The following is a 14,191-nucleotide window of genomic DNA, read 5'->3' as shown; positions in this document are numbered from 1 at the left end:
GAGCCCCCCAACCGGATTAACTTCTTCTTATGCGAACACGCCGAAGTCAAGGGTGCCCAGGCCAAAGGCATAGACAACCACGACTGCGACAATTGCGCCGATGAGCGGACCAACAATCGGGATCCAGGCATAGCCCCAATCCGAGCTTCCCTTGTCGGGAATCGGAAGAACCGCGTGAGCAATACGAGGACCGAGATCACGGGCCGGGTTGATGGCGTAGCCGGTCGGGCCACCGAGAGAAGCGCCGATACCAACGATGACCAAGGCCACCGCAAGCGGTCCAACGGCCGTCGGAGTACCACCGGAGACAACGACGAAAGCGATCAGAACGAAGGTGCCAATGGCCTCAGTCATGAGGTTCCAAACGTTCGAACGGATCTCAGGTCCGGTGGCGAAGACACCAAGCTTGATGCCAGGATCGGCAGGCTGATCAAACTGCTTCTTGTACGCCAGCCATGCGAGTACTGCGCCAACGAATGCGCCCAGCAGTTGGGCCAGCAGATACATGAAGACTGGGCCAGCCGCGACCGGGATTGCTCCCGCAGCGTCCGGAGCAATGCCATTCAGAGTTACCTCTGGATCGTACATATGCTGGACGATCTTTGCGACGGTCACCGCCGGGTTCAGATGTCCACCGGTCTTCCACGCGGCATAGACACCAACGAAGACGCCAAGACCCCAGCCAAAGTTGACCATCAGCCAACCGGTTCCGCGCCCTTTTGATTTATTAAGCAGGTTGTTTGCTACAACACCTGCACCGAGTACCAACAGCAACGCCGTGCCGACGAACTCGGAAGCAAACATGCTCCATAGACTCACTGTGCTTTGAACTCCTTCCGCGCAAATGCGCTTAGGTTTTCCCCGCCTCTTCGCGGGACTTCCTTTCAGACCTGGATAAACGGCCTGATTGGTTCTACCTTTGCCCGAAGCTTCTGTGCCTCGGACTCCGATTCTATCTTTTCTGCCTCCCAAACGGCTTCACAGGTCAGTCTATAAAGGTCCTTCTCTCGCTCTTTGGTCCGATCGTCCCAGCCGAGCAGATCCCCCGCCAGGTCGGCTACTTCGTCGAGCGCCGCCAGCCCCGAATCCTTCTTTGTGTAGGACAAACGCACCCGCCTTTCAAGAATATCCTCAATATGCAGCGCGCCTTCATGAGTTACGGAAAATGCCACGTCAGCTCTCAAAAACTCGGGGGCGCCGTTCAGCGGCCGAGCCAAATCTGGACGGTCCTTGATTGAATCGAATACAAGGTCAATGTCCGAACCGTATCGGTCCAGCAAGTCTTCGACCTGGTTGACCGTCAGATTATTCTCTTTAGCGAGTCGACCCCGGCTACTCCACAGAGCGCGGTACCCTGCTGCTCCCTCCAGTGGAGTCTTTGCCGTCACGCAGGGACGACGTCTTGACTCTTCCTTCCCCAGCGCAAAATCCACCGCATCTTCCGCCATTTGGCGATAGGTGGTTAGCTTGCCGCCAGCAATCGCCGTCATCCCCGGCGCAATCTCGGTGACCGTATGTTCCCGGGATACTTTCGTTGACTGATTCTCACCCAGATTCCCCGGTTGCAGCAGGGGGCGCAGACCCGCGTAGGTCCCGACAACATCCTCGCGTGTTAGTTTGTCCTGCAAAACTGAGTTTGCTTGCTCAAGCAAATACTCAACGTCCGCCTCATCGGCGACCGGGTCTCGCAAGTCATCGTGATACGAGGTATCCGTTGTACCGATAATCCAGTAGTACTTCCAAGGGATCATGAACAATACGGACTTCTCGGTGCGTAGGAAAAGTCCCAGCTCCGACTTAATTCGGTCCTTCGGAACTACGATGTGGATTCCCTTCGAAGCCAGCACCTTAAGTCCGTTTCCGGTTTCAGCCAGCGACTGACTCTTCTCGGTCCACACGCCCGTCGCGTTGATGATCCGCTTGGTCTTTACCGTGAACTCACGATCAGCTTCAAGGTCCAGCAATCTCGCCCCGGTTACTGCACCTCTAGAGTTCTTATCGACACCGACCATCTGCACTCGACTTGCCGCAAGCGCTCCGTATCGGACCGCCGTTCGAACCAGCGTGACAACGAGCCTAGCGTCGTCCACTCTGCAGTCGTAGTAGACGATGGAACCGGTGAGAGCATCGGGATCGAGGGCCGGACAGAGCTTCAGCGACCCCTTCTTACTGTGGTGCTTCTGTATTGGAACCGACCCTCGATGAGCCCATTGCGCCAACGCGTCATACATTCCCACCCCGACCGCTGAGTAGGTGCGTTCTATCACCGGAATTTTCAACGGCCACAAGAGGGGCTGAGCTTTCACCAAGTGAGGCGCATTCTGTTCTAGCAGTAATCCACGCTCACGTAACGCCTCGTTAACCAACGGAAAATCAAGTTGGTATAGATATCGCAGTCCGCCATGAACCAGTTTGGACGATCTGGACGAGGTTCCCGACGCCCAGTCCTGCGCCTCAATGATTCCGACCTTGAGTCCACGAGTCGCTGCATCAAGCGCGATGCCCGCCCCAGTTACTCCGCCGCCCACGACAAGGACATCCAACTCCTCGCCATCGGCCATCAGGTCGATTGCTTGTTGCCTGGTTTTCTTTGACAAAACAGGGTCAGCCACAGTGATTTCCTAACTCTTCCGATAGGTATCAACAGTCGCGCTAAGTCCGAGCCGGTTCACATCTCCTATTCGCTTAGAACGTCACGCTTCACCACCAAGTATCGCAAGTCACAATACAAAAGGGAACCCGTCGTTGACCTGCATCATCCGATGCCTCCGACCAGTTCAGGCACGACATCCGGACAGCCCAATCGGGCCGGTAGGCTACGACACCAGCTTCTCCCCAGAAAGAACAGGCCGGGCGTTGGCAGCTCTAGACAATATGTCGGCCGTGCACATACGTTCCTGACTCGACCGGCCTGCAGGTTACTTCAGCAGACCCAGCCTCTCGGCCTTCATAATGGCTTCGTCGCGGCTCGACACCTCGAGCTTTCGATAAAGGGCCTTTACCTGAGCACGAACCGTATTTATCGAGACGTAGCGTGCTGCGGCTACCTCCGCGTATGTCGAGGCCCCACGAAGTAGTTCCAACGTCTCCATTTCGCTCTTGGATAGCGAAGGCACCCGCGCAGTCACCAGAACATGAGGATCGTACGAAGCTTGCTCCAGCAGCTGCGCCAAGCCCTCAGGGAGCTGATCGCGATAGTCGTACATCACGGCGAAGACCTCTTCAGGCACGAACCGTAGGGCGTAGCGGATTAGGGACTCTCGATGCCGCATCCACAGAGCGTTTAGTCGGAGGCGAGAAGCCCGTTCCTGGCCCTGTGCAGCATAGGCCGCCGCTATAAGTACCTCGGCAACGGCCTCTGCTCGTGGAACATTGGGTCTGTTGTCTAGATTTGTAATCACGTCAGCTGAGGGATCGCCCGAAACCAATCCTTCGATCGCGCTGGCAGTCGCAAGGAACCAATCTTTCTCATCCTTGAACCTCGCTAGAACAGCCCGCGCCCGGTCTGGTCGATGCAGAGCCAGATAGGCAAGTGAGGCTGCCTGCGCAACGAACGTGCTTGGTCGTCCATCCGTCCAAAAGTCGCTGCTTCTTTGGACTGCATCATCAATCTGTTGCAAGGTCAGAGTCGCTGGCTCTTCGAGCGCCCTCACAGTCAGCACCAACGCCTCAGTGCCGGATCGTGTCGGAGAGCTTCCGCGCTGAGCATCCATGTCCCGAACCAGAGCCAGCGCTTCTTCACCGCGTCCCTCTTCCAATAGTTGCAGCGCATCGGTGTGCCCCATGCCACGGGGCGCGGAATCGGGATAGGCGGCCGGATACCCGGCAAACACCTCCTCGGAAACAGCTGTCAGCGCATTTGCAACCGCCGTGGGCGAGTCCGGTCTAGTCCAGGTTCGCATAAGGCCCACAATTCGCAGGGCATCGCGGTGTCTGTCCAATTGGAGCGACGCCCAGAACGGCAGGTACAGTTCATCCGCAATCGAGTTGGCCAAGGGGTTGTCGTCAAGTACAGCAACTAGAACGGGGCCCGGATCCTCCTCGGTGCCGAGCAGGTCCAGAAGGTCATCCAACCGCTCATTTGTTCCCTCCCTGTCGCCCAGAGAGACACGGCAGAAAGTCTTGCGAACCAGAGTGCGGTATCGCTCTATTACATCTGCATCAACGCGACGCTTCAGGCTCGCCAGAGCAGCTTTAAATGCCCGGCGCACCAGCGCGTTGCTTCGACCCGCCCGCATGAGCAACTCGCCCGTCAAAATGGCCAGATTTGGGTGATGTTCTAGAACCGTGTGCGGCAGAGCGAACAACTGGTTTTCAACAACCTTGGGAGTGTCCAGCAGGAACAACCGAAGATTGGCATCAACATATTCCTCCGCCTCTGCGTACTTGCCGAGGTCCAACAGGTACCACAGGGCCAGCGTGGACGCCCCAGAGTCCATCGTGCGACGGAACGCCTCTAGGCGAGCCGACTCAGTTGCCCGTTTGGGAAACTCCGTTTGAAACGAGAGCCATGACTGGACCGACCATTCGAACGTATCGCGCCCCGATTCCGGGTCAACCTCATACGTTCCCAGAGGGGAGAGCTCGAGTCGTTCGAACTGCGCGGACAACATGTCCTCCGAAACGGTCTCATCTGGAGGCAACATCGAGAGGTCAAAGCGCCGATATCCTGCACCATTCATGAGCAAACGAAGGTAGCAGCTCTCTTGCTGATACAGCGGACCCCAAGCCTCGTACTGTCTAATTAGCAGGCGTTCCGTCGGTGAATCCGGAACGATCCGCCGCTCCGTGGACGAGCCTTGACGCAGCCGCTCCAGATGACGGCGCACCAGATAGGGATTACCTCGCAACCGTTCTCGCAGGACGACAAACTCTCGCGAGTCCAGGTCCGGCACATTCTTCGCCACCACTTCCTTCAGTTCTTCGAAGGAGTACGCCAAAGTCTTCTCATAGACCTCACGCGCGCGACACCTGGCGACCATCTCCGGCGAGATTCGATCGACACCAGAGGTCACAACAATGCTCTGTGGATTGTTCTCGACGAATTCGAAGACGAGTTCCCAAAGGGGATCGTTCGCGGTCGGGGTGAGGAGGTCCGCAAAGATTGCCCTAGGTTTTCCGCCCGGCGGGACCGACAGGGCGGATTCCAACTCCACGCGGCTAAGCGCCCACTGCGGTTTCAACCCCGTGTGCTCGCGGACGTATTCTTCGTACTGTCTCATCCAGGTTGTCTTGCCCCAGCCGTGAGTTCCCGACACCACAACCAGCGGCGCTAACGGAGCCTGCCCGCTCACAAGCATGTGACGCTGAATGGTGGTCCAAGGTCCCTCGTCGGACTTTTCCATGCGGTCTGTCCCTCCAATCGCCTGACAGTAGTGGTTAGGTGAAACGTACGGTTGATGGAATGCGCGCCAACGAGCTAGACGTATCCGCGTTCAACACAGAGACTCTGTTAGCGCTAAAATCAAGGGACGCAACCAGCAACATTCCTAGCCAAAGTGTTGTATAGTGCTCCATTCGCTTAAAAGAATATCCTAAACCCTGCTGAGCGGCCGAATCAGCCGAGCCGAGTCGTGTTCCATACTCGCCGAAACGTGGGCTGATTTCGTTGCGTGCCGGTCCTACAACGAACACGCGCGTCGGTATTCGTTTTGTCGGGAACGAGCTACCCCAGTAATCCAAGTATTTCGCCCCTCTCAACGGCCTCTGCTCGACCTCTAACCCCGAGCTTTCGATAGATCGCCTTGACCTGCGTTCGAACGGTGTTCAGTGACACAAAACGAGCCTCGGCCACTTCCGCATAGGTCCGTCCGAGCCTCAGCAGCTCTAGCGTCTCCCTTTCACTTTTCGAGAGGCACGGCGCCCGTAACCCAGTCAGCACATGCGGATCCTGAGCGCACTGTCGTAGTAGTTCACCAAACTGACTTTGAAACCTGGCCTCGCAAGTCACGAATTGCGCGAATAGTTCTCTGGGAACAAACCTCATCGCATACCTTATTAGCTCTGCGTCGGTGTCCATCCAGATTGATTTGAAGCGACCGCAGGCGACTTCCTCTTGGCCCGAAGCAAAATACGCAGCGGCAATGAGAACATCCAGTACTGCTCGCGCCCGAGGAAGTTCCCCTTCTTTGCCAACAGCACCCAGCAGTTCCAATGTCTGGCACGGCTGACCCGACACCAAACGTTCAATTCCTAGCGCCATTCGCACGAACTCGTCACTGTCGTCAAGCTCAGCCAACAGAGTCTGCGACAGATCCGGGCGCTGCAGCGCCAGATATCCGAGCGACGCCGCCTGGGCAATAAACGAACTTGGGCGACCATCCGACCAGAAGTCTCTGCTACGTTCGACGATCCGGTCGATCTGATTGAGACTCAGCGCCGTCGGATCCTGGAGCACTCTGACCGTAAGAGCGAGCGCCTCGGCGGCCGACCTGGACGGAGAGTTCTTCCTCGGAGCTTCGAGGCCGCGAACCGCCGCCAGTGCCTCTTCTCCTCGTCCCTCGCCTAACAGCGTTAGCGGGTCCGAGTCGGCCGCATATGCCAGTTCACCACTGAGGTGTCCGGAGTCGACTCCGGCGAACACCCGTTCTGTAACAACCGTTAGGGCCGTTGCCGTCGACGTCGGCGAATCTGGTTGCTGCCATGCCCCCATCAATTCGGATAATCGCAAGGCGTCGCGGTGCCGGTCGAGCTGAGTGGCTGTCCAGAAGGGAAGATAGAGTTCGTCCGCTAAGCATGAGGCCACCGCTTTCCGCCGCAGGGCTGCTGTGACCAACGGACCTGGGTCGTCTTCCGTTCCAATCAGACTGAGAAGATCATCAAGTCGACGGCTCGCGCCTTCCCGGTCTCCGAGGGACACACGACAGAATGCCTTTCGTCCGAGCATCCGAAAACGTTTCAGCACGTTCCGATCAGACTGACTCTTGAGCTTATTCAAAGCAAACTGATACGCTCGGCGCGCGCGGACCGGTCTACCTCCCAGCCGAGTCAACCACTCTCCGGTGATCAGCGCCAAGTTGGGATGCTCCTGTAACACTGCGGGAGGGAGAGCAATCAACTGACCGACCACGACATCGGGCGTGTGGAGCAAGAAACGTCGGAGTCTTTCATCGACGTAGTGGTCGGCCTCCTCGTAAGCCTCCAGTTCCAATAGATAGTAGAGGGCCAGTGTCGTCGCCCCGGACTGTACCGTCCGTCGAAACGCCTCCATCCGGGCAGATGCCGTGGCACGATGTGAAAAGTCCTCTTGCAACGATGACCAAGCCTTCGCAGACCACTCGAAGGTATCGCGTCCCGTAACGGGGTCAAGCTCGTACTTTCCCACCGGGGACTGTTGCAGCCTTTCGAACTGCTCTGCCAACACTGCGGTGGAGGCCCAGCGCTGGTCTTCTAACATCGTCAGATCAAACCGCCTGAAGGCCGCACCCTCTAGCAGAAGGCGCAAATAGAGACTCTCGGCCTGCTTCTTGGGGCCAAACGCTTCAAACGACTGGATGACCAGTCTTTCAGTCGGTTCGTCTGGATTCGGCAACAGTTCCGGTGAGGGTGCCTCACGTTTGCGTTGCAGTAGGCGCCGAGCAAGGTACGGATGTCCGTGCAAACGCTCAAGGAGCGCTGAGGCTTCCTGTGGGGACGGTATCGAGTTATTCGCCTGCCCCACTTCATCGAGTTCCTTCGGGCTGAAGGCCAGTTGGCGTTCGTCAACCTGCCATGCCTCGAATCTGTCGGCTGTGTCTTGCGGGATCCGATCCAAGCCGGAGGAGACAAACACGCTTTCTGGATGCTCCTCTAGAAAGCGGTACACAACCTCCCACAACGGGTCATTGAAGTTGAGTAAGAGGTCGTCCGCAAAAACAGCTTCACCATTCAGCGCAGCCAGATTGAGAGCTTCGGCTAGTTCAGACCGGTAACGCACCCACCTCGTGGGCACCCTCTTTTCGGATTCAAGGTACTCACTGTACTGTCGCATCCAGGTTGTTTTGCCCCACCGTCGCGTGCCGGAGATGACAACGAGTGAAGGAAACGGCACCTCGCCAGATTGAAACACATGTCTGGTGATCGCTCTCCAGGTATCCTGCTGCGCCACCTGCATCTCCCCCAATCGTAGAACCCGCCACACGAATAACGTGACGACCGATGTACCAAGGGACCCGCGCCCTGGAAGCGAGTGGGGCCAGGTACAACGAACGCCGACAGAGTAGCGGACCAAAGTCTTTGGAATGGAAGCCTTCAGCAGTCAGGAACTGGCTGTCACGGCCAGAGCGGTTCCAATGTTTTGTTTTACCATCCGATTGTTCTTCTAAAAGGATGATCGCTACAGGGCAACGATGGGGCGTTGGTCCCGGCTTTTCACCCAGCAATATCACATTCCATGGGCCTTTTGACCCTTAAGTAGACCGATCGGTCAGTTATAGGAGTGCACTCGCAAACCTCAGATAAAACGTCTCGATAGCTCTTCCGTCGACCTTTTTCTCAAACGCGGGAACCATCGAACCGTTCAGTCGATACACTTTCCTCTAATAGGCAAGTGGACCTACGGATGAACCTGGAGGAACGGTTTTTGTGAGTGAGACTCAGCCCGGCCTCTTCAACCTTCCCGAGGGTCTACGCAAACCGATGGCACAGGTCATTATCCTTACGGGTCCCTCTGGTTCCGGCAAAACGTCTCTTGCCTCACGCGTCGGATTGCTATCGATCTCCCTCGATCACTTCTATCGGGACGAGGACGACCCGGATATGCCCATGCTCAGGCAGGGGGTGATTGATTGGGACGACCCCAGATCGTGGAACGCAAACGAAGCGATGGCAGCCATGTACCAGCTATGCACCGCGGGACAGGCGGATATCCCCATCTACGACATCCCCACGAACCGCCGAACTGGCACCCGAGCCGTATCCCTTGGCGCGAGTCAACTCTTTATTGCGGAGGGCATTTTCGCGTCGGAGCTAGTTGCTCCGCTGCTCGAAGAGGGTCTGTTAGCAGATGCCCTGTGTATCGCTCGGTCCCCGTATAAGAACGCCTGGTATCGTCTGCTCCGTGATCTTGCCGAAGCGCGAAAACCCGTACCGGTTCTGCTATATCGTGGGGCACTGCTTGCCAGGAATGAGCCGAAGAAGATCCTCGAATGGAAAACTAAGGGCTGTCGTCCCGTGAGTTCCCTCGATGACGCGGAAGACAGCATCAACCTCTTGCGTCACCGTCTGCGTCTTGTCGGCCGCTCGGACTCCTAAAGGCGCTTCACCAGCGGGAACAAAACCGTCTCTCTGATCCCCTCACCCGTGAGCGCCATTAGCAGGCGATCGACCCCCATGCCCATTCCTCCGGCAGGAGGCATCCCATAGTCCATCGCTTCTAGGAAATCCTCGTCGAGTGTCATCGCTTCAGGGTCACCCTTTGCCGCAGCCAACGCCTGCTCTTCGAAGCGTTGACGCTGGACCACCGGGTCAGTCAATTCCGAGTACGCCGTCGCGAGCTCAAAGCCCCTAACATACAGATCCCATTTCTCGACGAGTCCCGGTTCGGTCCGGTGCGACCTGGTCAGCGGTGACGAATCCTGCGGAAAATCACGCACAAACGTCGGCCGGTAAAGGTGCTGACCAACCGCCTCCTCAAAGATGACCTCGGCGATTTTTCCTTTGCCGTAGTGATCCGGAATATCTTCACCCATTTCCTCGGCGATTCGGACCAGATCCTCACGTGATGTCTCCGGGCTTATGGTCCGACCGATCGCCTCCGACGCGGCGGGGTACAACTGGATCTGGTCCCATTCCCCTGAGAAGTCATATTCGCTCCCGTCGGCCAGTGTCACTATCTCACTGCCAAAGGCGCTACGGGCAGCGCCCTGGACCAGTTCTCTGGTGAGGACAGCCATGGTGTCATACGTGCCCATCGCCTCGTACGCCTCAAGCATCGTGAACTCGGGGTTATGCGAGGAGTCTGACCCTTCATTTCGGAAGTTGCGGTTGAGCTCAAAGACCTTTTCGACGCCACCAACCAGTGCACGTTTTAGGTAGAGCTCGGGCGCGATCCGTAGGAAGAGGTCAGTGTCGAATGCGTTCATATGAGTCCTGAAGGGGCGCGCTGCGGCACCGCCCGCAATGGTCTGCAACATCGGAGTCTCAATCTCGATAAAGCCCCGTTGATACATGTACTCACGAATCGAGCGAACCACGGCAGCACGCTTGCGGACCATGTCGCGCGCGGCAGGACGGATTATCAGGTCCAGGTAGCGCCGACGGACTCTGGTATCCTCCGCCAGCTCGACCCCCTCGCCCTCCTCCGTCTGAAAGACCTTCGGAAGAGGGCGGATAGCCTTAGCAGCCATGGCCCAGGACGGTGTGTCTTCTCCGGGTGTCGCCATAATCGATAGCTCCCCGCGGCGGGAGGAAATCACCCGTCCATGAACAAAGAGAATGTCACCAAGGTCGACGTCTGTCTTGTAGTCGGCAAGTGAGTCCGCCCCAACCTCTGCTGCCGACAGCATTGCCTGTAGCGTGAGTCCCTCACCATCCTGAAGGGTGACAAAGCAGAGTTTTCCAGTGTTGCGCGAAAGCATAACGCGGCCGACCAAACCCACAACGTCGTCGGTTTCTTCTCCCGGCTCCAGTCCATCGTGCGCCTCACGGACAGCAGCGATGGTGCTAGTTACGGGAAGTTCAGCCGGATAGGGGTCCCGTCCCGACTCAAGTAGGCGGTTGCGCTTCTCGCTGCGAACCCGGACCTGCTCGGGAAGTTCGGACGAGGCGGAAGCGGTAGCCTCCGTAGCTGACGGGGTTGTCTCTGATCTACTCACGCAGGCAATCCTACCCAAGTCCGCATTTAGGGTGTGTCTCCTAAATATGTGCTCGGGCGAGGATGCCCGGAAATTCGTGGTTGCAAGGCGGAAGAGGAGGCTCTACTGGTGGCAAAAACGACGATGACAACGTAGCAAGCGCGGATTTCCCGGTCACCACAGCTAGCAGAGATTTAGGAGACACACCCCAGAGAGTCGCACTGCAAAATCTCGGTCACTGCGTCGACGTCTGACGGCAGCGCACTCGCTGGACTTGTCCCAGGCAAGCCTTCCCTCGCCTTCGTTGCGGTGCCCCGACTTTGCACACGATCTCGGAAACGAATTTGCGACGCGCGATACTATGCCTGGCCAGGCGATGATTCAGTGTTGCGCGGCTCCGGCTTATACCGTTCGTCGTCCGGTTCCGGCGATGCTTGTGAGTGCGTCTGCGACCCATCGCGCCGCGGATCATCCCCCGCATCCCCCGCCGATAGATCGACGGATGAGACCCGGGAGAACCAACGTTCCGGTGGCTCTGCCCCACGACTGATCTCACTTCGCTGGGTGATTATCTGACGAACTGAAGCGGCGTCCTGACTCGCCAAGTGGTCAATGAATACGCGAACGTCGCCGGGAACGGTGGCAGCCTGCACGTTAGCAAGCCCCCTTGCTCGTTCCCAGGGACCCTGAGATGCGACCTGGGACTGGATTCTCTCGTACGTGACGAACGAGGCGACATGCTGAATCCGCCTGCCGCGGACCACCATTGTCGTAGGGGTGAGGGCAACTCCCTTACGTTTGTAGGTGAGCGGGTCAAATAGTCTGGCTGAGCGCGGAACACCCACGAAGTGTGGGCTAGGACCATTCGCATGCATTGCCTCGTCGAAAAACGCTTCTGCGTCCTCGACTCCCAAATCTGGAATCACCAGCCAGAGAGCCAACAGCGCCTCCCGCTTATCTCCCACTGGGAGCAGAACCGACGATGCGTTCTGGTTGGTCCCGTCATTGCTTGTCTGGCTTGAAGCTTGAGAGATGTTGACGCGATACCAGCCGAACTTACGCCATAGGAAGGGCTGCGAGATCCGCACAGCGTGGACCCTGCGCGGTGGTATCGTCTCGGAACGGGTTTCCAATAGCCCTCGGCGGATACGGATTCCGTCTGGGGAAACAGCGGCACGGAAATTGAACTCACCCGCGAATCTTCCCCAGATAATCGCTACCGCGATGAAGAGAACCGGAAGCACAGTTGGTAGCGCAGCAAAAAGTGCCGCGCTCCCACCAAAGATTGCGCCAATCACGAGCGCGGCGACGACCAGAACTAGGATCACGATGGACGTGACGAACGCACCGGATACCAAAATCGATCCGAAGAGCCGCCCGGTGGGAATCGCGTAGAGCTGAGACTCCGGCGCCTCGACCGGTCCGCTCGGGCGAACCTGAGAAGGAGCCTCCGCGAGCGCGTCCGACGCGGTCTCTATGACCGGGTCCCGACTGTCTGTATAGACACCGGCGGCTCTAGCCATGATCTCGGCACGCAGTTCATCAAGCTGTGCGGTGGCGAGAAAACCTATCTCAAGCTTGCCCCCGGCGCCGCCAGCGGATTCCACTGTCAGTTTCCCGAGGCCGAAAATGCGTCCCAACAGCGGATAGACCAGGTCAACCGCCTGGATCCGTTCCAGACGCACATGCTTTTGTTGGCGGAAGAGGATACCCGTCCTCATCCACACTGCCTGATCGGTCACAGCGTACGACATGGCTCGCCAAGCAAAGAACGAGTAGCCGATGATCAGTAGCAGGATAACCACGATGCCGCCAAGAACCGCCAAAAGGATCATGCCGGGACTGACAGAGAAACCGTACTCGCCCGTCGCGAGATCACGGAACAGATCGACGTTCTGGAACACCAAAATCGCCAGGATGACAACGAATGCCTGCCAGGTATTGAGGACGGGCGTTATCTTGTGAACCCGGCGCCACTGTGATGGGTCGACGCCTTCATCTACCGCACGGACCTTGGCGGTCTTCGACGCACCTGTCAGCGTCGGATCAGTCTGCTCACTCATGATGTCTAGAGACCTGAAAGACTGGCGGTGCCGGCGGTGACAAGTTGCTCGCGAAGTCGATTGGCTTCGGCGGCAGGAAGACCGTCGATTGAGGCGTCTGTCGAAGCGGAGGCCGTGTGAAGCGTACAGGAGGCGATACCAAGAGCCCGCGCTACCGGCCCCTCGTGCACATCAACGAACTGAATCCGGCCGAAGGGAACGACGTCTAGACGCCGGAACATTATGCCGCGACGAACTAGCAGGTCAGATTGGGTCGTCGCATATCCTATTGCCCGCACCTGCCGCGGAATAAGCCAAAGAAGCCAAAGAAAAACGCCAAGAAGTAGGGCGACTGCGATCCAAAGATAGGCCGTGAGGATGATTGCCAGAACCGCGACGACCACCGCTGGAACCAGCAGCGATATCGCGGCACCAACAAGCCGGACTTTTGCCAGATTTGGTGAGACTGGTTTGAACTGCACGCCCTCGGGCGCCAGAGGATCAATCGCAGTACCTGCCGCTGACATCGAATCGGTCACAATACCCTCCGTTAGTTGGTTCATGACGTGAACCGCACCATGCAATCGTCGCACAAACACGGCGCCAGAACTTCTTGGTGGACGGCGCCTCCTAGGTCGCTCATAGGAAATTGGCGGATAATCAATCTATGAAGAACGATCATGAGCTTCCCTGGAAGCTGCTTGTGGTGGACGACGAACCAAACATCCGCGATCTCCTGGCGTCCTCACTCCGGTTTGCCGGATTCTCCGTAACCACCGCTGGAGACGGAGCAACAGCTTTGGATTTGGTTCAACGGGACGCCCCAGACCTCATTGTGCTCGATGTGATGCTCCCGGACATCTCGGGTTTTGAGATCACCGAAAAGCTACGCGCCTCAGGGGTCCAGACCCCCGTACTGTTCCTCACCGCGCGCGATGACACACGCGACAAGGTCGAGGGACTAAATGCCGGCGGGGACGACTACGTGACAAAGCCGTTCGGTCTGGAAGAGGTCGTGGCCCGTATTCACGCGATTCTTCGACGGACCATTGGCGAACCCGAAGAGGCGGGAATTCTTCGTGTGGCCGACGTGGAGATCGATGAGAATGCGCACGAGGTTCACCGCGCCGGCATTCCGGTCGATCTATCACCCACAGAGTTCCGCCTGCTTCGGTACCTGGCAATCAACTACGGTCGCGTTGTCTCAAAGATGCAGATTCTTGACTACGTCTGGCAATACGACTGGGGCGGGGACGCTGCCATTGTCGAGTCATACATCTCTTACGTTCGCAAGAAGCTCGCCGTGAAACCGGACCTTCCAGAGTTGATCCACACCCGCAGGGGCGTCGGATACATCATGCGCGAGAACTCGTAGTG

Annotated in this window: 9 protein-coding genes; 2 read left to right on the top strand and 7 right to left on the bottom strand. The window is 57.6% G+C overall.

The features are described from left to right. Positions 1-27: 27 nt before the first annotated feature. The 4 genes from U6G28_05375 to U6G28_05360 all read right to left on the bottom strand — a co-directional run bounded on the left by U6G28_05375 (position 28) and on the right by U6G28_05360 (position 8,086). Complete coding sequence (locus U6G28_05375; protein ID WRS31113.1) at positions 28-819, bottom strand: MIP/aquaporin family protein; 792 nt, start codon at positions 817-819, stop codon at positions 28-30. Positions 820-884: 65 nt separating this feature from the next. Next, entirely contained in the window at positions 885-2,561 is a 1,677-nt protein-coding gene (locus U6G28_05370) for a glycerol-3-phosphate dehydrogenase/oxidase (GenBank protein ID WRS31200.1), read from the bottom strand. A gap of 357 nt (positions 2,562-2,918) precedes the next feature. Then, entirely contained in the window at positions 2,919-5,345 is a 2,427-nt protein-coding gene (locus U6G28_05365; GenBank protein ID WRS31112.1) for a LuxR C-terminal-related transcriptional regulator, read from the bottom strand. A gap of 320 nt (positions 5,346-5,665) precedes the next feature. Then, complete coding sequence (locus tag U6G28_05360; protein WRS31111.1) at positions 5,666-8,086, bottom strand: helix-turn-helix transcriptional regulator; 2,421 nt, start codon at positions 8,084-8,086, stop codon at positions 5,666-5,668. Positions 8,087-8,562: 476 nt separating this feature from the next. Here U6G28_05360 and U6G28_05355 point away from each other — a divergent pair, with 476 nt between their 5' ends. Further along, positions 8,563-9,231, top strand: coding sequence for an ATP-binding protein (locus U6G28_05355; protein ID WRS31110.1), 669 nt, complete (start codon positions 8,563-8,565; stop codon positions 9,229-9,231). On the opposite strand, the gene lysS is transcribed toward U6G28_05355, so the two are convergent. The 3 genes from lysS to U6G28_05340 all read right to left on the bottom strand — a co-directional run bounded on the left by lysS (position 9,228) and on the right by U6G28_05340 (position 13,377). Next, on the bottom strand, positions 9,228-10,793 hold the full coding sequence (lysS, locus tag U6G28_05350; protein ID WRS31109.1) for a lysine--tRNA ligase: 1,566 nt from the start codon (positions 10,791-10,793) through the stop codon (positions 9,228-9,230). The genes U6G28_05355 and lysS overlap by 4 nt on opposite strands. 338 nt (positions 10,794-11,131) lie before the next feature. After that, positions 11,132-12,835, bottom strand: coding sequence for a PH domain-containing protein (locus U6G28_05345; protein WRS31108.1), 1,704 nt, complete (start codon positions 12,833-12,835; stop codon positions 11,132-11,134). A gap of 5 nt (positions 12,836-12,840) precedes the next feature. After that, the gene (locus tag U6G28_05340; protein WRS31107.1) at positions 12,841-13,377 is read right to left on the bottom strand and encodes a PH domain-containing protein; all 537 of its coding nucleotides are present in this window, start codon (positions 13,375-13,377) and stop codon (positions 12,841-12,843) included. Positions 13,378-13,481: 104 nt separating this feature from the next. Between U6G28_05340 and U6G28_05335 the strand changes: the two genes are divergently transcribed. Then, positions 13,482-14,189 (top strand): response regulator transcription factor, encoded by a 708-nt coding sequence (locus tag U6G28_05335; protein WRS31106.1) that lies wholly within the window; start codon positions 13,482-13,484, stop codon positions 14,187-14,189. Positions 14,190-14,191 lie beyond the last annotated feature (2 nt).

The organism is Actinomycetaceae bacterium MB13-C1-2 (assembly GCA_035621235.1).
Lineage (GTDB): Bacteria > Actinomycetota > Actinomycetes > Actinomycetales > Actinomycetaceae > Scrofimicrobium.
Note: the sequence above shows the minus strand (reverse complement) of the source record. Positions and strands in the feature narration are given on the sequence as shown.